The 19377-nt window shown below is 72.6% G+C and carries 18 protein-coding genes; 9 read left to right on the top strand and 9 right to left on the bottom strand.

What is annotated here, in order from left to right; translation table 11 throughout:
- The first annotated feature begins 53 nt into the window (after positions 1 to 53).
- The 7 genes from BRM1_RS12530 to pspAB all read left to right on the top strand — a co-directional run bounded on the left by BRM1_RS12530 (position 54) and on the right by pspAB (position 6885).
- A complete protein-coding gene (locus BRM1_RS12530; RefSeq protein ID WP_160954285.1) occupies positions 54 to 1766 on the top strand; it encodes a sensor histidine kinase in 1713 nt (570 codons plus the stop codon).
- Positions 1763 to 3502, top strand: coding sequence for a S1C family serine protease (locus BRM1_RS12525; RefSeq protein ID WP_268526331.1), 1740 nt, complete (start codon positions 1763 to 1765; stop codon positions 3500 to 3502). Before BRM1_RS12530 ends, BRM1_RS12525 begins: the two co-directional genes overlap by 4 nt.
- 229 nt (positions 3503 to 3731) lie before the next feature.
- Positions 3732 to 4019: a WXG100 family type VII secretion target gene (locus BRM1_RS12520; protein WP_160954128.1), complete on the top strand. Its 288-nt coding sequence runs from the start codon at positions 3732 to 3734 to the stop codon at positions 4017 to 4019.
- Between the two features lie 141 nt (positions 4020 to 4160).
- Positions 4161 to 4955, top strand: a complete 795-nt coding sequence (locus BRM1_RS12515) for a PspA/IM30 family protein (protein WP_160954127.1) — start codon at positions 4161 to 4163, stop codon at positions 4953 to 4955.
- Entirely contained in the window at positions 4952 to 5236 is a 285-nt protein-coding gene (gene pspAA / locus BRM1_RS12510) for a PspA-associated protein PspAA (protein WP_268526327.1), read from the top strand. The genes BRM1_RS12515 and pspAA overlap by 4 nt, the downstream gene beginning before the upstream one ends.
- 53 nt (positions 5237 to 5289) lie before the next feature.
- Positions 5290 to 6207: a zinc metalloprotease HtpX gene (gene htpX, locus BRM1_RS12505; RefSeq protein WP_160954125.1), complete on the top strand. Its 918-nt coding sequence runs from the start codon at positions 5290 to 5292 to the stop codon at positions 6205 to 6207.
- A gap of 78 nt (positions 6208 to 6285) precedes the next feature.
- Entirely contained in the window at positions 6286 to 6885 is a 600-nt protein-coding gene (gene pspAB, locus BRM1_RS12500; RefSeq protein ID WP_268526324.1) for a PspA-associated protein PspAB, read from the top strand.
- A 223-nt stretch (positions 6886 to 7108) separates the two neighbouring features.
- On the opposite strand, the gene BRM1_RS12495 is transcribed toward pspAB, so the two are convergent.
- A complete protein-coding gene (locus BRM1_RS12495; protein ID WP_160954123.1) occupies positions 7109 to 7321 on the bottom strand; it encodes an RNA-binding S4 domain-containing protein in 213 nt (70 codons plus the stop codon).
- Positions 7321 to 8139, bottom strand: coding sequence for a hypothetical protein (locus BRM1_RS12490; protein ID WP_160954122.1), 819 nt, complete (start codon positions 8137 to 8139; stop codon positions 7321 to 7323). Before BRM1_RS12490 ends, BRM1_RS12495 begins: the two co-directional genes overlap by 1 nt.
- 175 nt (positions 8140 to 8314) lie before the next feature.
- Here BRM1_RS12490 and BRM1_RS12485 point away from each other — a divergent pair, with 175 nt between their 5' ends.
- A complete protein-coding gene (locus tag BRM1_RS12485; protein ID WP_160954121.1) occupies positions 8315 to 9016 on the top strand; it encodes a DUF1707 SHOCT-like domain-containing protein in 702 nt (233 codons plus the stop codon).
- A 156-nt stretch (positions 9017 to 9172) separates the two neighbouring features.
- Here BRM1_RS12485 and groL read toward each other — a convergent pair whose 3' ends face one another.
- The 5 genes from groL to BRM1_RS12460 form a co-directional block, all read right to left on the bottom strand.
- Positions 9173 to 10801: a chaperonin GroEL gene (groL, locus tag BRM1_RS12480; protein ID WP_160954120.1), complete on the bottom strand. Its 1629-nt coding sequence runs from the start codon at positions 10799 to 10801 to the stop codon at positions 9173 to 9175.
- A 340-nt stretch (positions 10802 to 11141) separates the two neighbouring features.
- Positions 11142 to 11345, bottom strand: coding sequence for a cold-shock protein (locus BRM1_RS12475; RefSeq protein WP_160954119.1), 204 nt, complete (start codon positions 11343 to 11345; stop codon positions 11142 to 11144).
- 254 nt (positions 11346 to 11599) lie between these two features.
- On the bottom strand, positions 11600 to 12217 hold the full coding sequence (locus BRM1_RS12470) for a LytR C-terminal domain-containing protein (RefSeq protein ID WP_160954118.1): 618 nt from the start codon (positions 12215 to 12217) through the stop codon (positions 11600 to 11602).
- A gap of 2 nt (positions 12218 to 12219) precedes the next feature.
- Positions 12220 to 12600: a DUF3263 domain-containing protein gene (locus BRM1_RS12465; protein ID WP_326957173.1), complete on the bottom strand. Its 381-nt coding sequence runs from the start codon at positions 12598 to 12600 to the stop codon at positions 12220 to 12222.
- Between the two features lie 114 nt (positions 12601 to 12714).
- A complete protein-coding gene (locus BRM1_RS12460; protein ID WP_160954117.1) occupies positions 12715 to 14190 on the bottom strand; it encodes an aldehyde dehydrogenase family protein in 1476 nt (491 codons plus the stop codon).
- 467 nt (positions 14191 to 14657) lie between these two features.
- Here BRM1_RS12460 and BRM1_RS12455 point away from each other — a divergent pair, with 467 nt between their 5' ends.
- Positions 14658 to 15338, top strand: a complete 681-nt coding sequence (locus tag BRM1_RS12455) for a uracil-DNA glycosylase (RefSeq protein ID WP_268529851.1) — start codon at positions 14658 to 14660, stop codon at positions 15336 to 15338.
- Between the two features lie 313 nt (positions 15339 to 15651).
- On the opposite strand, the gene BRM1_RS12450 is transcribed toward BRM1_RS12455, so the two are convergent.
- On the bottom strand, positions 15652 to 17847 hold the full coding sequence (locus tag BRM1_RS12450) for a threonine/serine ThrE exporter family protein (protein ID WP_268526319.1): 2196 nt from the start codon (positions 17845 to 17847) through the stop codon (positions 15652 to 15654).
- The gene (locus BRM1_RS12445) at positions 17844 to 19139 is read right to left on the bottom strand and encodes an amidohydrolase (protein WP_160954077.1); all 1296 of its coding nucleotides are present in this window, start codon (positions 19137 to 19139) and stop codon (positions 17844 to 17846) included. The genes BRM1_RS12450 and BRM1_RS12445 overlap by 4 nt, the downstream gene beginning before the upstream one ends.
- Between the last annotated feature and the right edge of the window lie 238 nt (positions 19140 to 19377).

The raw sequence follows: 19377 nt of genomic DNA, 5'->3' as shown, positions 1-19377 counted from the left end.
GGGGGGTGCTCTGGGACGAGTGGTCGCTGACCACCAAGCTCCTGGCGATCATGATGACGCTCATGCTCCTGGCGCTGAGCGGCACGAGCGCCTGGGTGCTCGAGAACCTGCGCGCCAGCCTCATCGAGCGCACCGACGAGCGCCTCACCGGGGCCGCTCAGACCCTCGTGCGCGAGGCGGCGAGCACGGTGGCGGAGAACTCCCGCGCCCCGCTCCAGACCGCGGCGGCGGACTCGTCGACCCAGCAGGCCCTCAGCAGCCTCCTGCCGGGCGCGTACTACGTGCAGTTCTACGGTGCGGACGGGCAGAAGGTCTACAGTCCCTACTCGCCCTCGGTGGACAACGTGCCGAACCTGCCGGCCATCGACGCGCAGACGGTCCAGGCGGCCGGCGGCGAGCCCATGACGGTCTCCGGTTCGAAGTCGCAGTGGCGCGTTGTGGCCTACACGGTGCGCGGCACGGACCTCTACGTGGCGGTGGGCGTGCCCTTCGACAAGGACATCGACGAGATCAGCGAGTACGCCCGCAACACGATGGCCGGCATCGGCCTGCTGGCGCTCGCAATCGTCGCGGGCGTGGGCTACTTCGCGATCACGAACACGTTCCGCCCCCTCAAGGACATCGAGGAGACCGCCTCGCGCATCGCCGCCGGCGACCTCTCCCAGCGCGTGACGGTCTATCCCGCGGGCACGGAGCTGGGCCGGCTGTCGGCGTCGCTCAACACGATGCTCGGCCACATCGAGGACTCGTTCGACGGGCGGACCCGCTCGGAGAAGCGCATCCGCCAGTTCGTCTCCGACGCCTCCCACGAGCTGCGCACGCCGCTCGTGACGATCCGCGGTTACGCGGAGCTGTTCCGCCAGGGCGCCATCCGCGACCCGGAGCAGGTGGGCCAGGCGATGGAGCGCATCGAGGCGGAGGCCAAGCGGATGGGCGTCCTCGTCGAGGACCTCGTGGTCCTCGCCCGCCTCGACGAGCGCCGCCAGGCGGAGACGGGCCCGGTGCGCATCGACGCGATCGTGCGCGATGCCGCCGCCGACGCCGCGGCGCAGGCCCCCGACCGCGAGATCAGCTTCATCGGCCTCGACGGCGAGGACGCGCAGCCCGTGCCCGCGATCGTCGGCTCCGAGCCCAAGCTGCGCCAGGTCATCGTCAACCTCGCCGGCAACGCCGTGCGCCACACCCCCGACGGCAGCGCGATCGAGTTCGCGGTGGGCCTGGCCGGGGTGCCCCAGGCGCCCGCCCCCGAGGCGGGGGCCCGGAAGGCGGCCAAGCCCGGCTCCGGCTCGGTGGCGGGCTTCGTCACGGGCCCCGTGCGGATCTTCAACCGCGGGCGCCAGGCCGATGAGCGCCGCCCGCGCACCGAGGAGCTCGAGCTCTCCCCCATCTCCCCCGACGTCACATCGTCCGGCGTGCGCGTCTCCGACGCGCTGGCCGGCTTCCCCGCGGGCCGCGTGCGCTTCGAGGTGCGCGACCACGGCGAGGGCATCGATCCCGACGATGTCCCCCGGATCTTCGAGCGGTTCTTCCGCCTCGATGCCTCCCGCACGCGCGACACGGGCGGATCCGGCCTGGGCCTGTCGATCGTCAAGGCGATCGTCGAATCCCACCAGGGCCAGATCTCCGTCCACCCCACTCCCGGCGGCGGGGCGACGTTCCGCGTCGACCTGCCGATCCCACCAGAGAGCTTCACCCAGTCCGACACCGCGGAGCAGGCGCCCGCGGAGTCGGACGCGTCTGAGGCGGCCCGAAAGGACACACCATGAGCCAGCTACCCCATCCCCACGATCCCAGCCGCGAGGTGCCGAACACGTTCGGCGGCGGCTCCGAGTCCGGCGCCGGCTCGCACGGCGCCGGCGACCAGCAGTCCTGGGCCCAGCAGGCGGGCGGCCAGCAGACCGATGGCTGGCACAGCGGCAGCTCGCACAGCGGTGGCTGGCAGGGCGATGACCGGCCCACCGCGGCGCAGCCCGCGGGCGACTGGCAGCGCCCCGCGAACGGCGCCCAGCAGTCGGGCAGCCAGCACTCCGGCAGCCAGCCATACGGCAGCCAGCCCGCCGGCAGCGCGCAGGCGCCCGGAGCCTGGCAGGGCGAGCGCTCGGCCTGGCACGAGGCGGGCACCGGCGCGCAGGCGGACCAGCCCACCGCGGCCCAGCCCAGCGCCCAGGCCGGCTACGGCTCGGCGCCCGGCGGGCACGGCGACGCGGCCGGCGCCCCGGGCGCGGGCTGGGCCGGGACGGCAGCGGGGGCCAGCGCTGCGGGATCCGGCTGGGCCGGGCCCGAGGCCCCCACGAGCCCGTACGGCACTCCCGCCGCGGGCGGACCGGGCAGCCCCGGCGGCCCGGGCGGCCCGCAGTCGAGCGCTTCCCGCGGACGCCGGCGCGGCCCGGGCTGGGGCGCCCTCGCCGGCGCCACCGTGCTCGCCGCGCTCATCGGCGGCGGGGTGGGCGTGGGCACCGCGGTGACACTCGAGCACTCCTCGAGCGCGGCCGACGACACCTCCAACAGCGCCTCGGATGCGCCGGCCCAGGACGCCCCCAAGACGAACACGCCCAACTGGACGCAGATCTCCTCCCAGGCCTCGAAGAGCGTGGCGGCGATCCAGGTGGGCCAGAACGGCCAGATCACCGAGCAGGGCTCCGGGTTCCTCTACACGGACAAGAACTACGTCATCACGAACAACCACGTCGTCGCCGATGCCGCGAAGCCCGGCGGGGAGGTCCAGGTCGTCTTCAACAGCGGCGACACCGTGGGCGCGAAGATCGTGGGCCGCGACCCGGAGACGGACATCGCGGTGCTCTCGCTATCCAAGCAGCCCGACGGCCTCAAGGCGCTGCCGGTCGGCAAGTCGCAGTCGCTCAAGGTGGGCGAGCCGGTCATGGCGCTCGGCAACCCCCTGGGGCTGGCCGACACGGTGACGACCGGCATCGTCTCCGCGCTCAACCGGCCAGTCGCCACCCAGAACGTGGGCGAGAACCAGCAGGCCGACGTCGCGACGATCACGAACGCCATCCAGACCGACGCGGCGATCAACCCCGGCAACTCCGGCGGCCCGCTCGTCAACGCGGCGGGCCAGGCGATCGGCGTGAACTCGTCGGCCGCGACGCTGCAGGACTCCTCGCAGTCCGGCCAGCAGTCCGGGTCGATCGGGATCGGCTTCGCCATCCCGATCGCGCAGGCGACGAACATCGCCGACCAGCTCATCGACTCCGGCAAGGCCCGCCACGCCTACCTGGGCGTCAACATCACCACCGGCGAGGTGCAGCAGGACGGGGTGGGCCGGGCCTCGGCCCTCGTGTCGGCCGTCCAGGGCGGTTCGCCGGCTGCGAAGGCCGGGCTGAAGAAGGGCGACAACATCATCGCCGCCAACGGCACGCCGGTGAACAGCTCGGTGTCGCTCCAGGCGCTCGTGCGCGCCCAGAAGGCCGGCGACGAGCTCACGCTGACCGTGGTCCGCGGCTCCGACCGCCAGGACGTCAAGGTCACCCTCGGCGCGAAGTAGGCGCACGGGCAGGCGCGGACTGGCGCCCGGCCGGGTGCGGGCGCGCGGCGGTCGGCGCGCGGCGGTCGGCGGTCGGGGCGAGGGTCACGCTGCCGCGCCCGCTGCGCGCCTCGGCTGTGGGCGGCTACGCGCCGTCCACAGCCGGGGCCGGGCCGCCGCCCGCACGTCAGGCGCGGTGCACCCTGGGGCCAGGCGATCGCACCCGCGGTCCCGGGAAGGCAGGAACAGCATGTCCGTCATCGAAGTCGACTCCGAGCGCGTCATCCAGGCCGCCGGCACCGCCGCGCGCAGCGCCGCCACACTGGGCGCGGAGGCCGACGCCCTCATGCGCCACCTCAACGCACTGGGCGACTGCTGGCGCGGCGGGGCCGCCCAGCGCTTCCAGTCCGTCATCGCCGAATGGGAGAAGGTCCAGAAGCAGGTGCACGAATCGCTCGGCAGCATCCGCGAGGCGCTGCACGCCGCCGGCCAGCAGTACAGCGATGTGGAGGCCGCGAACACGCGCATGTTCGGCTGAGCGGCCCGCCGGGCGGGACCCGCGGGCTCGGCGGAAACTTCCAGCCGGAGCACGTAGAGTTGTCCGGGATAGAGCACACGTGCGGTCCCGCTCCGCGGCGCGGGACCGCACGCACCCCGCCGGCGAAGGAGCTTTCCTCCCATGAGCGTTTTCAAGCGCATCGCGATGATCTTCGGCGCGAAGGCCAATTCGGCCCTCGACAAGGCCGAGAACCCCAACGAGACCCTCGACTACTCGTACCAGAAGCAGCTCGAGCTCCTCCAGAAGGTCCGCCGCGGCGTCGCCGACGTCGCGACGAGCCGCAAGCGCCTCGAGCTCCAGATCGGCCAGCTCGAGCAGCAGCAGGCCAAGCTCCAGGGCCAGGCCCAGAAGGCCATGGAGATGAACCGGGAGGACCTCGCCCGCGAGGCGCTCACCCGCAAGTCCGGGCTCAACCAGCAGATCGAGGACCTCCAGCAGCAGCACAGCGGACTGCAGGCGGAGGAGCAGAAGCTCACGACCGCCTCGCAGCGCCTCCAGGCGAAGGTCGACGCGTTCCGCACCCGCAAGGAGACCATCAAGGCCACCTACACGGCCGCGGAGGCGCAGTCGAAGATCGGCGAGGCGTTCACCGGCATCTCCGAGGAGTTCGGCGATGTGGGCCTCGCCGTGCAGCGCGCGGAGGACAAGACAGCCCAGCTGCAGGCCCGCGCCGGCGCCGTCGACGAGCTCATCGCCTCCGGCGCGCTCGAGGACGCCACCGGCTCCCGCAAGGACGACATCGACGCGCAGCTCGAGCAGCTGTCCTCCGATTCGGACGTGGAGACCGAGCTGGCCCGGATGCGCGACTCGCTGCCCGCCGGACAGTCCGCGGCGCGCCCCGCCCTCGAGGACGCCGATTCCGATGCCGAGGTCGCCGAGTCCGAGGTCGAGCGCGGCCAGGGCGGTGCCCGATGATCGTGCGGATCATGGGCGAGGGCCAGTTCGACTGCGGCGACGTCAACGACGAGGCGCTCCAGCGCTACGACAACGAGGTCGAGGCCGCCGTGGACTCCGGTGACGACGACGCGGTGCGCGAGGCGCTCGCGCGCCTGCGCGCCTTCGTCTTCGAATCGGCCGAGCCCGTCGCGGACGACTACCTGGGCCCGTCCGACTTCGTCATCCCGTTCGCGGACGCGCACATCGCCCAGATCAAGGAGCTGCTGACCGGCGAGGGGTTCATCCCCGACGTCGTCTGAGCAGCCCCGCACCCTGCCGCCGGCCGGCGGCGCACCACCAGCAAGGAGCCACCATGAGCGCCGGGCGCTTCATCAAAGACAGGGGCCTGTCCTTCCGGATGGGCACCACCCTCTTCCTCAACGGCCTCATCTACGTCGTCCTCATCCTCGCGATCTGGGCCGTGCTGGGCCGCAGCACGAGCGGCGTCATCATCGCGGTCATCGTCAGCGCGGGCGTCTTCTTCTTCCAGTGGTACTTCTCCGACTCGATCGCCATGCGCTCGATCGGCGCGCGCGAGGTCACCCCCGAGCAGGCGCCGGAGCTGCACGCGCTCGTCGACCGGCTCTGCCAGCTGGCGGACACGACGAAGCCGCGCGTGGCGTACTCCGACTCCCCCGTGCCCAACGCGTTCGCCACGGGGCGCAGCCCCGAGCACTCGGTCGTGTGCGTGACGCGCGGCCTGCTCAACACCCTCGAGCCGGCCGAGGTCGAGGCGGTGCTCGCCCACGAGCTCTCCCACGTCGCCCACCGCGACGTCACGGTCATGACCGTGGCGGGCGTCACCGGTGTGGTCGCGGGGCTCATGATGCGCAGCGCGCTCTACGTCCGGTTCGGCGGCCGCGACAACAACAGCGCGGCGGCGGGAGCCCTCATCCAGGTGGCGTTCCTGCTCGTGGGCGCGATCGTCTACGCGCTCAGCTTCCTGCTCATCCGCGTCCTCTCCCGCTACCGGGAGCTGGCCGCCGACCGCGCCGGGGCGTTCCTCACGGGCGCGCCGTCCACGCTGGCCTCGGCGCTCGTGAAGATCAGCGGCGAGATGGGCCGCGTGCCGGAGAAGGACCTGCGCGCGGAGGCCGGAGCCTCCCACCTGGCGCTCGTCCCGGCCGTCAACGGCACCTCGGTCCGCCAGCTCTTCTCCACGCACCCCAGCCTGGAGAAGCGCCTCGCCCAGCTCAACGACATCGCCCAGCAGCTCTCGCGGCCCATGTGAGGCCGCCGCGGCAGCGCCGGGACCGCGCCATGCCCCGGCCTCGCCTCGCACCGCCCGAGCCCGAAAGGGGGCACGCCCGTGGGATTCTTCGATGCGCTCATGGGGCGCAGCAAGCCCAAGCCCGCCAACCTCGATGACCTCTTCGCGGTGCCGCCCGCCGTCCTCACGCTGCAGGCGGCCACGGACTTCGTCCCCACCGGGGTGGCGGCCGTGGCCTTCCGCGCCGTCGAGGGCGGGGCGATCGCGCGCGCCGAGGAGGAGGCCCGCCAGCTCATCACCTCCGACCCGGACACCACCGTGCGCACCGAGGAGGACGACTTCGGCTACACGTGGCTCGTCATCGCGGATGCCAACGCGGACACCGTCAATCTCGTGACGAACCTCCACGCCGTCAACACCGCGCTCGAGAGCCAGGGCTTCGGGCCTATGCTGCTGTGCTCGACCGTCTACTTCCGCAGCTCGCAGGGCGTCGAGGCCGCGCTCGTCTACCTCTACAAGCGCGGCACGTTCTACCCGTTCGTGCAGGCGGGCCCCCACCGCCGGGACTCGGCGGTGGAGTTCAACATCAAGGCGGCGATTGGGGCCGATCTGAAGTTCGAGGCCGACCTCGAGAAGTGGTCGCCCCTGTGGGGCGCGCCGGGCATGTCCGACCCGCCGCGGGAGCTGCCGGCCCCCTGAGGCGAACGCGCCGCGCGCTCGCGGGCGCTTCGCGCCGCGGCACTCGGGCCCGGGCTCTCAGCACCGTGCCCCGAGCTCCCCGTGCCCTGAACTCCACGTACCCCGAGCGCCACGTGCTCTGGCGAGCGCCTGCCCTGCACATTCCTGGGCCTTAGCCGGCCCTGGGCCCTCGCAGCCTCCGGGGCCGCGCACACCGGCAGCCAGCAGTGGGAGCCGCCGGCCGTCAGCCTGCGGCCACCGCGATCGTCTGGCCGAGCACCTCGATCCGGTCACCGGGCACGAGCGCGCGCCCGCGGCGCTGCTCGGGCTCACCGTTGACGCTGACCTCGCCGGCGGCCAGGAGGTCTTTGGCCATGGCACCGGTCTCCGCGATGCCGTGGAGCTTGAGGAGCTGGCCGAGGCGGATCGACTCGCCGCTGATCGAGATCTCCTCCATCAGAAATCCAACCCGCCGAAGTCGCCCAGACCGCCGTCGCCGCCGAAGTCGCCGAGGCCTCCGCCGCCTCCGAATCCACCGCCGTCTCCGAATCCGCCGGCGTCAGCACTGTCCCAGCCGCCGTCCCAACCCCCGCCCCAGCCGCCGCCGAGGCCGCCCATGAGCATTGCGCCCATGAGGACGCCCGGCAGCATGCCGGAGCCGGCGTAGTTGTTGAAGTAGCCGCGGTTGTACTCGGCGTAGGCTGGGCCCGCCTCCCAGTACGCTCGGCGGGTGTACCCGTCGCCGGTCGTCACCTTGCGCACGGCGGGCTCTGCGCCCACGGCGACGCGCTCGGCATCCGCGGCGCACACGGGCACGGGGCGCAGCTGGCCGCCGGCCGGCGCCCAGTCGATGTCCTGGACGGACGGACCGTGCTGGGGATTGAAGAAGCAGGGCGGGCGGCGCACCGGCAGGGGCTTGCCCTCGACGCGGGCGCGCACGCACTTGGAGGCGTAGCGGCCGTCCTCGAGTGCCTCGGTGACATGGCGGATGTCCTCGGCCCGGTCGATGCGCTCGAGCGTTTCCTTGGCCCGGTCGTAGCAGTCGAGTGCCCGCTGGTAGTCCTGCCGGCCGCCCTCGCTCAGCTCGACGCCGGCCGTGACGATGTCGAGGTCGGCGACCTCCTCGCCGAATGCGGTGACGTCCTCGGCGGCGGCGGTCTTGACGACGGCGAGGCTCTCCTCCCGGCGCTCGGCTGCGCGCTTGCGCTCGCTGCGCGAGGAGGCGAAGAAGACCACGGCAACGATCACGAGCATGGCCAAGAAGAAGTAGCCCATGTCAGTCCTTCCTGTGCGCGACACGGCCTGTGCGACGACAGCTGAATTATCCCAAGCCAACCTGGATGCGCTCTGAGCCCGAGCTTCGCTCCCGCTCCGCAGCCCGGCGCGCCCGCGGCCGAAGCAGGCCCCGCGCCCCCGCGGCGCGAGCCTGCGAATCGCGTAGGATCGGTCCATGGCACTGAGCGCTGAGACCTGGCTGCGGCTGTCGGACAGCCCCTTCGAACGCCCCGCGCTGCGCGCCTCCGACGGCGACCGCGGCGTCGTCTTCGACGCCCTCGGCGAGGCCTATGCGGCGGGACTCATCGACTCCGACGAGCACGCCCAGCGGCTCGAGGCCGCCGGCGACGTCAAGACGCTCGGCGACATCCTCCCGCTGCTGCAGGACCTCGTTGCCCCGGATGCGGGTCCGACCGGCCGAGCCGGGCAGGACGGCGCGCTGGCCCCCACGCAGCAGGACCGCGGCCGGCTCGCGCAGCTGCGCGACGACGAGCCCACGACGCCCGAGGAGATCGACGAGGCGGCCCGCGCCCATGCCCGCTCCGTGCTCCTCGCCTCTGCCCTGGGGTGGGTGGGCCCGAGCGTGCTGTGCGTCGCGATCTGGGCGTTCAGCCAGCAGTACGCGGGGGGCGTGTTCTTCTGGCCGCTCTTCGTCATCTTCGGCACCGGCTTCGGATTCTTCGGCACCCTCGCCGGCCGCGAGAAGATGATCCGCGAGCGCAAGCGCAAGCTCACGACGCGCGCCCGTGCGCGCCTCGGCGATGCGCAGGCGCAGCGGGAGATCGAGGCCAACCCGCGCGCGTTCGACCTCGACGACGCCACGGGCACCCGCGAGGCGCGCAGGCGCGCCCGGCGCGAGCGCCGCGGGCGCGCCTGACGAGCTGCGCCGCAACGGCCGCTGAGCCGCCCGCAGCCTCAGGCACAGGCACCGGTTCCGGCACCGGCACCGGCTCCGGCACGCGAAAGCGCCCCGACCAGCGGTCGGGGCGCTTTCGGCATCCGAGCCGCGTGAGCGGCTGCGGTGAGGGGCGGATCAGAAGTCCATGCCGCCCATGCCGCCGGTCGGATCGGCGCCGGCGGCCGGAGCGGGCTCCGGCTTGTCGGCGACGACGGCCTCGGTGGTGAGGAACAGCCCGGCGATCGAAGCGGCGTTCTCCAGCGCGGAGCGCGTCACCTTGACCGGGTCGTTGATGCCGGCCTTGAGCAGGTCCTCGTACTCGCCGGTGGCGGCGTTGAGGCCCCAGCCCGGTTCGAGCGACTCGACCTTGGCTGCGACGACGCCCGGCTCGAGCCCGGCGTTCTGGGCGATCTGCTTGAGCGGCGCCTCGATCGCGACGCGCACGATGCTCGCGCCGGTCTCCTCGTCGCCCGTGAGGCCCAGGCCGTCGAATGCCGTCCTGCCGGCTTGGATGAGGGCCACGCCGCCGCCGGCGACGATGCCCTCCTCCACGGCTGCCTTCGCGTTGCGCACGGCGTCCTCGATGCGGTGCTTGCGCTCCTTGAGCTCGACCTCCGTCGCGGCACCGGCCTTGATGACGGCCACGCCGCCGGCCAGCTTCGCGAGGCGCTCCTGGAGCTTCTCACGGTCGTAGTCGGAGTCGGAGTTGTCGATCTCGGTGCGGATCTGCGAGACGCGCGCGGCGATCTCCTCGGGATCCCCGCCGCCCTCGACGATCGTCGTCTCGTCCTTCGTCACGACGACCTTGCGGGCGGTGCCCAGGAGGTCGAGCGTGGCGTTCTCCAGCTTGAGGCCCACCTCTTCGGAGATGACCTGGCCGCCGGTGAGGATCGCGATGTCGGCCAGCTGCGCCTTGCGGCGGTCGCCGAAGCCCGGGGCCTTGACGGCCACGGACTTGAAGGTGCCGCGGATCTTGTTGACGACGAGCACGGCCAGCGCCTCGCCCTCGACGTCCTCGGCGATGATGAGCAGCGGCTTGCCGGACTGCTGGACCTGCTCGAGGATCGGCAGGAGGTCCTTCACGTTCGAGATCTTCGAGTTCACGATGAGGATGTAGGGATCCTCGAGCACCGTCTCCTGGCGCTCCGCGTCGGAGACGAAGTAGCCGGAGATGTAGCCCTTGTCGAAGCGCATGCCCTCGGTGAGCTCGAGCTCGAGGCCGAAGGTGTTCGACTCCTCGACGGTGACGACGCCCTCCTTGCCCACCTTGTCGATGGCCTCGGCGATGAGCTCGCCGATCGCCGGGTCACCGGCGGAGATACCCGCGGTGGCGGCGATCTGCTCCTTCGTCTCCACCTCCGTGGCGGAGTCGAGCAGCGTCTTCGAGACCGAGTTCACGGCCTTCTCGATGCCGCGCTTGAGGCTGAGCGGGTCGGCCCCGGCCGCCACGTTGCGCAGGCCCTCGCGCACGAGCGCCTGGGCGAGCACGGTCGCGGTGGTGGTGCCGTCGCCGGCAACGTCGTCGGTCTTCTTGGCGACCTCCTTGACGAGCTCCGCGCCGATCTTCTCGTACGGGTCCTCGAGCTCGATCTCCTTGGCGATGGACACGCCGTCATTGGTGATCGTGGGTGCGCCCCACTTCTTCTCGAGGACGACGTTGCGCCCCCGGGGTCCGAGCGTCACCTTCACGGCGTCGGCGAGGGTGTTGAGGCCCTTCTCGAGACCGCGACGGGCTTCTTCGTCGAATGCAATGAGCTTTGCCATAGTGGAAAGCGTCCTCCCTGTGCGGGTGGGTGTCTGACCCCACCGCCGCAGTGCCCGCGACGGCCGGGCACCCGCAGCTGATTCCCTTCCACAGCAGCGGCATGCCCTCGAGTGCTTCGGTGGGATGTACCAGTACTAGATTTAGCACTCTGGCTATGGGAGTGCAAACGGTCTGCGCCTGCGAATCGCCCGTGTTCGCCAGCAGATGAACGCACGGGCCCGGGAACGACGATGCCCGCCCCTCATCGCTGAGGGGCGGGCGTCGGGGCGATCAGCCGATCGCCGGTGCGGCGGGCCCTTGCGGGGCCGCGCGCTGTGTCTCGGAAGAGACGGACTGCCGTCAGAGCGGGGTGACGGCCTCGGCCTGCGGGCCCTTCTCGCCCTGGCCGATTTCGAACTCCACTGCCTGGCCCTCTTCGAGGGCGCGGTAGCCGTCCATCTGGATCTGGGTGTGGTGGACGAACACGTCCTGGTCGCCGTCGCCCACGGTGATGAAACCGTAGCCCTTTTCAGCGTTGAACCACTTCACGGTTCCCTGCGTCATCTGTGCCTCCATGGCGGTGTGAATTGAGAACAGCTGAGAGCCACGATGACTTTTCACTGCACTTTCTGAAACCGGAGCCCATGCTCTCAAGCAAGCTTGAAGCATGCGCTCCGGTGCCAATCATACACATGACAGGCGACTCTCAGCCAAGCTCCGCACGGAATCTGTCGATGAATTCGCGACGCGGCCGCGTCAGGCGAACGGCGCCTGCGGGACCCGCCGATGCGGGGCGGCAGCGAGGCCCGCACCGCGGTTTAGCTGGGGTCCTTGTCCGCGAGGTCGGAGCACAGGACAAGAGCGACGTCGACGGAGAACTTCGAGGACTGCTTGATGTCCTTCGCCCCCGCCTTCTGCGCCAGCGCCTGGGCGGCGGGCTTGTGCGCGTCCGTGTCGTAGAAGACCACCGAGGTCGAGCCCGAGTACGAGTAGTTGCCGCTCTTGCCGACCTTCCAGCCGTCGTCCTCGAGCGCGGTGCGGTAGCGCTTGGCGAGCCCTGTCTTGCCGGAGGCGTTGTAGATGCCCACCGTGATCCCGCTCTTGTCGACTGCCGCGCCGTCCGTGGACCCGTCGGTCGGCTGTGCGCTCGCATCGCCGGCGCCCTGCGTCGAGTCTCCGGCCCCCTGGGTCCCGGAGTCCGAGGCCCCGTCGTCCGCCTGCTGCGAGCTGCCGCCGGAGACGAGGTCCTCCGGGTCGGCGGTGGAGCTGGTGACGATGCGCACGACCCCCACGACGAGGAGGAGCGCGACGAGGGCGAGCACGCTCACGAGCGCCACGGCGGCGCCCTGGGACAGCGGGCCGCCTGACCGGCGGTGCGCGCCGCGGCGGTCGGTCGATTCGACGCGGTCGAATTCGTCTTCGGGGTATTCGGCCATGGCTACCTCGCGATTCTCGATTGCGCGCGGCCGCGCTGGCGGGAGTCGCGGATCCGGCGCAGCCGCTTGATGAGGATGGGATCGCGCTGATACGCGGCAGCGCTGTCGAGGAGGGAGTTGAGGACCTGGAAGTATCCGGCGGCCGTCATGTCGAAGCGCTCGCGGATCGCGTGGTCCTTGGGACCGCCGTACGTGTACCAGCGCCGCTCGAAGTCGAGCACCGCGGCCTCGAGCTCGCTGAGCCCGCCCTCGGCGACGGGCGCGCCGTCCGGCTGCTGCGCGGGTGCGGCCTCGGCCATCGTGTCCTCCCAACGGATATCCGCACCGCCCCGCCGGCGGCGCAGCCACCAGTCTAGCGGGCGGATTACATCGATGTCGTTCACCTGCTCCCCCAGTCGCGACCCGCCCTGCACGCACACGCGGGCCCCGCCGAGGCGAATCGGCGGGGCCCGCGTCAGGGCGGGGCGCGGCCGGCCGGGGCCGGGGCGCCTGGCCGGTCAGTCCTCGGGGCGGATGCGGATGTTGATCTGCTTGATCTGGGTGAAGCCCTCGAGCATGCCCTCGAGCGAGGCCTCGCGGCCGAACCCGGAGGTCTTCATGCCGCCGTAGGACTGGCCCACCACCTGGCCGCTGCCCTGGTTGACCTGCACCCAGCCGGACTCGATCTTGTCGGCCATGCGCAGGGCCCGGTCGACGTCCTGGGTGAACACGTAGGCCGCCAGCCCGTAGTCGGAGTCGTTGGCCATGGCCACGACCTCGTCCTCGGAGGTGAACGGGATGACCGCGAGGACGGGGCCGAAGATCTCCTCCTGGCTGATCTTCGACTCGTTGGGCACCTTCGAGAAGATGACCGGCGCGTGGTAGAAGCCGGGCTCTCCCACGGTGAGGTCGGCCGCGCCGTCGTAGGCGACCTCGACGCCGTCGAGCTGCTTGCCAAGCTCGATGTAGTCGGCGATCTGCTTGTACTGCTTCTCGTTGATGACGCAGCCGATGTCGGTCGACTCCTCGCGCGGATCGCCCACCGTCATCTTCTTCGTCTCCGCCACGAGCTTGGCGACGAACTCGTCGTAGATGTCGGCGTGGACGAAGAGCCGCGAGCCCATCGTGCAGGACTGCCCCTGGCGGGCGAACCGGGTGGAGAGCATGACCTGGTCCATGACATCGCTCATCTTCGCGTCGGGGAAGACGATGTTGGGGCTCTTGCCGCCCAGCTCCATCGAGGAGTGGGCCAGGCGCGCGCCCGCGGCCTCGGCGACGTGGCGACCCACGGCGGTGGAGCCGGTGAACGAGACCTTGTCCACGTCCGGGTGCTGGACGAGGGCCTCGCCGATCGTGCGGCCGGTGCCGACGACGACGTTGAGCACACCGGCCGGCAGGACCTCGGAGAGCAGCTCGCCCATCCGCAGGATGGTGAGCGGGGCGTCCTCCGCCGCCTTGAGCACGACCGTGTTGCCGGCGGCGAGCGCGGCCGGGGTCTTGAACGCCGCGATCATGAGCGGGGAGTTCCACGGCAGGATGCCCGCGACCACGCCCAGCGGCACGCGTCGCGTGTAGTGCAGCTGGCCGGGGCCGGTGGGCAGCACGTCGCCCTTGACCTCGCCCGCCACGCCGCCCATGTAGCGGAAGAGGTCGACGAGGATGTTCGTCTCCGGGCGGGCCTGCGTGCGGATCGCGTTGCCGGTGTCGAGGGCGGTGAGCTGGGCGAGCTCCTCGGAGTGCTCGGCGAGCACGTCGGCGCACTTCGACAGGAGCGCCTGGCGCTCCTTGAAGTGGCGCTGGGACCAGGCGGGGAACGCTTCGCGCGCGGCCTTGACGGCACGGTCGGCGTCCGCGTCCTTCCCGTCCGGAACCGTGGCGATGACGACGCTGCTGTCGATGGGGGTGATGACGTCGCGGCGCGAGCCGTCGGCCGCCTCGACCCATTCGCCGCCGATCAGCATCTTCCAGTCCCTGGGCTCCGGGAAGTCAGTCATGGTGCATCCTCTCTGTTCGGCTGCGCACGGGCGCGGCGCCGCAGCGCGGGCGTCTTCGCCGCTCGGCACTGAGCGGCGCTGCCTGCGAGCATATCGCCGCGGCCCCCGCACCGTCAGCGCGCCCGAGGTGCGAACGCCGCACAGCCGGTGTGCGGGCACCGACCGCCCCCACCCGCCCCCGGCCCCGGCCCGCACACCCCATTGCAGAGGATCGCCGCCTCCCGGCGCGCGTCCACCCGCGCCACACGGCACCGGTGGCCCCGCCTGCGCCTTCCCGAGCCACGAGCCGGGGTGGGCGAGCGGCCGCACTGCCCCTGGACCCCGGCTCCTCCCCCCGCCCGGCTGGCTAGGGTGGAGGCATGAGCGAACCCGCAGCCCCCGCCCAACCGCCCGGTGAGCGCAGGGCAGCCGCCGCGGCGCCGGCCGCCGGCGCACCCCCGGCAGACACACCGCCGCTCGACTCGATCATGGCCCCGGACTGGGCTCGGGCACTTGCCCCGGTGGAGCCGCAGATCCGGGCCCTGGGCGCCTTCCTGCGGGAGGAGACGCGCGCCGGGCGGGGCTATCTTCCGGCCGGCGATGCGGTGTTCCGCGCGTTCGCCGAGCCCCTGTCCGGGGTTCGCGTGCTCATCGTCGGCCAGGACCCCTACCCCACGCCCGGGCACCCGATCGGACTGTCGTTCGCGGTGGCCCCGGACGTGCGCCCGGTGCCCCGCTCGCTGGCCAACATCTACCGCGAGCTCCACGACGACGTCGGAGCGCAGCCCCTCGAGCACGGCGACCTGCGCCCCTGGCAGCAGCAGGGCGTCATGCTGCTCAACCGCTGCCTCACGGTGAGGCCCGGCTCTCCGGCCTCGCACCGCGGCAAGGGCTGGGAGGCCGTGACGGATGCGGCGATCGAGGCCCTCGTCCACCGCGGCGGGCCCCTCGTGGCGATCCTCTGGGGACGCGATGCGCAGGCCATGCGCCCGCGGCTGGGCGACGTCCCGGTCATCGAGTCGCCGCACCCCTCGCCGCTGTCGGCCTCGCGCGGATTCTTCGGCTCCCGGCCCTTCAGCCGCGCCAACGACCTGCTGCGCGCGCAGGGAGCCACCGCGATCGACTGGTCCCTGCCCGCCCGCGCACGGGAGTCTGAAGCGCCCGCCTGAGCACAGACCTCCGAGGCCGGTGCAGCTCCCGCGGGTGAGCCCAGGGCCCGTAGGTGAACACCGTGTTCCTGGGTTGCGCACAGCGCCCCTCGGCGAGCGCAGCGTTTCCAGGCTCAGCACAGCGCCCCTCGGCGAACACGGGGCTCGCTGGTACGGCACGGTGCCCCCGGCAAGCACAGACCCCCAGGGCCGGCGCAGATCCCGCGGGCGAGCCCGGTGCGCCTCGGCGAGCGCCCCGTTCCCAGGTGGAGCACAGCGCGCCTGCATGAGCACGGCGTGCCGCGCGGGCGCGGGCACCAGCCGCGCGCGTGAGCTAGCCGGGGGTGCCGGGCACCTGGCGGGTGCCGCCCGTGGACGGTCCCCCGGCGGCGCCGGCGCGGCTCTGCGCGCCCTGCGCGGGGACCGCGATCCCGCCTGTGGCGGCCTGCTCCGCTCCCGAGGCGGCCTCGGCGGCGCCGGCGAGGTCGCCGATGCCCGGGGTGCGCGCGGCGGTGGCCGCGCCGGGGCCGTCCGCGGGAGCCTCTGGCCGCTTCCTCGCCTCGGCTCGCGGCGCCTCGGTGCCCCCGGCGCCCGCGGCGCCCTCGGACTCCGAGCCCGCGCCGCCGGCCCTGCCCGCGGCCCGCTTGCGCAGGCGGCGGCGCAGCGGGCGGGCGAGGAAGACGCCGAGCGACGCCCCGACCGCGATCGCGGAGTTCGCCGTGATCGCCGCGAAGAGCGCGGAGAGCCCGAGTGACAGCGAGACGTCGTCCTGGATCATCTGGTAGACGGCGGTGAAGACGCTCATGCCCTGCAGGAGCGGGTAGATGCCGGGAATGAGGAGCGCCACGGTGGGCGCGGAGACGCGCTCGCCAATGAGCCGGGCGAGGAACCCCACGGCAGTGGCCGCGAGGAGGCAGGTGACGATGTTGCCCAGGCCGCCGAGCGTGCACGCGACGTTGATGACGAAGCCCACGAGGCCGATGCCGGCGGCCGGCAGCACGAAGCGGCGGTTGACCTGCAGGCCCACCGCGCCGCCGATGCCCACGAGGAGCGCGGCGAAGAGCGCCACGATCGTCGTGAGGACCTCGACGCCGCTCGAGCGCACCACCACCTCGAAGCTCTCGAGGTTGAACAGGCCGCCCAGCTTGAGGCCCAGCGCGACCCCGCTGACGATGCCCGCGATGGTCATGAGGACCCGCACGGCGCGCGCGGCGGCGGTGAGGGGAAACTGCGTGAGCGCATCGTCCACGGCGGAGAGGATCGTCTGGGTGGGCAGCAGCAGCACGATGCCGCCGGCCACGACGTACTGCGGGCTGTGGACGAGGTTGAGCGTCCATGCGAGCATCGCGATGATCGTGGTGAACGCGGCCTGCGCGGTCGTGATGAAGAACCCGGGCAGGCCGGTGCGCCCCAGCCGGGCGCCGAACCACGAATTCAGCAGGCCCATCGCGAAGCCCAGCAGCGAGGAGACGAGGGAGCCGCCGATGAGGTTGATGAACGAGGCGACCATGACGCCCCACGCCAGCTGCGAGAACCAGTCGGGGTAGGGCCTGCGCTGCCGGCGGATCGCGTCGAAGCGGTCACGGGCGTCGTCGTAGCTCAGCTTGCCCTGGACCATGTCCGCGACGAGGCGGTGGATCGAGGCGAGCTTCGCGTAGTTCGTCGACTCCTCCCGGCTGACGCGCACGACCGTGTAGAGCCGGCCCTCGGGATCCGAGTAGTGCACCGTGAGCGCGGTGGAGGTGAGGTCGACCTCCGCGTCCGGCAGGCCCATGGCCGCGCACGTCGCGACGACGGCGATCTCCACGTCCGAGCTGCCGCTGCCGGCGCGCAGCATGAGCGCGCCGATGTCGACGGCGAGGTCGAGGATCATCCGGGCCTCGGCCTCGGACTTCGCCGCCGCCTCGACCGGCGCCTGATAGGAGGTGCCCTGGAGGACGGCGACGATCGGGATGGGGGCGGTCGTGGGCGCCGGGTCCGCGACGATGCGGTCGACCGTGCGCCGGGCGATGCGCTCGGCGGTGCGGCGGGCCGAGCCGTGGCCGCGCTGCTGCTCGCTGAGGCCCAGCAGCCGCTTGGCGCGCGAGGGCCTGCGCGGCGCCTGCCCCGGCCGAGCAGGCGCCTCGGTCTGCCCGGTCTGGCGCTCCTGCACCGCGGGCTGCGCCGCGGGGTGTGCGGCGCCAGGGGGTGCGGTGGCGGGCTGAGCGCTGGTCGTGGCCGCAGCGGTCGCGGCCGAGGCGGGCTCAGCGTCGGGCTCAGTCGCTGCGGGCTTGGCCGAAGCGGGCTTGGCAGGGGCGCGCCGGTCGGCGGCCCTGCCCGCGGCCGGCTGGCCTGCGGCGGGCTGGACCTCGGCCGCCCCGCCCCGGAAGACGGGCCGCACCACCGGCAGCTCGTCCGTGGCCCGGTCGGCGCTCGCGTTCGTGCTCGCGTCCGCGGCAGGGTCCACCGCGGGCGCGGTGGGCCGGTGCTTCCAAGCCCCGCCGACGCCGCCGCGCGGCGGGTCCCCTGGCCGGTTCTGCCCCTGGGTCACGGCACGCAGATGGGGGTGGGGCCGAAGGGATCTGCGACCGCCGCCTCCCGCGCGCCGGCCTCGTGGGAGTAGACCTCCCGACCGTCGACGAAGACGCGCAGCGCGCGCGAATCCAGCGCGAGCGGGTCGCCGGACCACACGACGACGTCGGCATCCGAACCGGGCTCCAGCGTGCCGATGCGGTCCTCGAGCCCGAACATCTGGGCCGGCCACACCGTCAGCGAGGCCAGCGCGGCGGCGGGGCTGAGCCCCTCCTTGACCGCCAGCGAGGCCTCGTGGATGAGGAAGTTGATGGGCACGACGGGGTGGTCGGTGGTGAGGGCGAAGCGCACGCCCGCGGCCTCGAGCACGGCCGGCGTGGCCAGCGTGCGCTCGCGCAGCTCCACCTTGCTGCGGCTGGTCATGAGGGGCCCGACGATGACGTCGATGCCGCGCTCGGCGAGGAAGTCCGCGATGAAGTGGCCCTCCGTGCCGTGGTTGACGATGAGGCGGTAGCCGAACTCGTCGGCGAGCCGGACGGCGGTGGCGATGTCGTCGGCGCGGTGGCAGTGCTGGTCCCAGGCCAGGCGCCCCTCGAGCACCGCGACGAGCGTCTCCTTGCCCAGGTCCGTGTCGAACGCCTTCCCCTCGGCCTCCGCGCGCTCCTTGGCGGCGCGGTAGTCCTGGGCGGCGGTGAAGGCCTCGCGGATCTCGCGCGCCACGCCCATGCGGTTCGATGGGGCCTTGCCCTTCTCGCCGAAGAAGCGCTTGGGGTTCTCCCCCAGCGCCGATTTCACCGAGAGGTCCTGGCTGATGAGCATCTCATCGGCGATGCGGCCCCAGGTCTTGAGCGCAGCGGTGCGCCCGCCGATCGGATTGGCCGAGCCCGGCTTGATGAGCGCCGTCGTCACACCGCCCCGCAGGGCGTCGGCGAAGCCCACGTCGGCGGGGTTGATCCCATCGAGGGCGCGCAGGGCCGAGCCGTCGGGGCGGATGGACTCGTTCGTGTCGTTGCCCGCGGGCCCCTCGCCGTCCTCGTGGACGCCCACGTGGCCGTGGGATTCGAAGAGGCCCGGGGTGAGCGCGCACCCGGTGACGTCGACGATGCGGCTCTGGCCCTGGGATTCCTCCGCCTCAACGGCCGCGAGGACCTCCGCGCGGGGCCCGACCCGCGCGATCCGGCCTTCGCGCAGGACCACCGCGCCATCGTCGATGGGCTCGACCAGCGCACCGTCGGCATCGGCAATCGGATACACCCGGGCCCCGACCAGAACGGTGGTGCGAACCTGCGGGACGGGGGCCGAGGTGTACATGCGCGCTTCCTCCAGGAGTGCCGGCGGGTGGGAGACGATGGTTCAACGGTAGTGGGTCGCTCCCGGCCCGCGCACCCCGCCCGGCCGCCTGCCAACCGAATGCCCGAAAAGTCCCACGCACCGCTCAGCGTGCGCGGCCTGCGGCACCGCCCGGCGCGGTCTGTCCCGCGCTGCCGAGCGCGAACCGGCCCCGGCCCGCCCGCCGGCCCGGGTCCGCACCCGGTCGTAGACTCGCTGC

The organism is Brevibacterium sp. BRM-1, from assembly GCF_026802075.1.
Taxonomy (GTDB): Bacteria; Actinomycetota; Actinomycetes; order Actinomycetales; family Brevibacteriaceae; genus Brevibacterium; species Brevibacterium rongguiense.
Note: the sequence above shows the minus strand (reverse complement) of the source record. Positions and strands in the feature narration are given on the sequence as shown.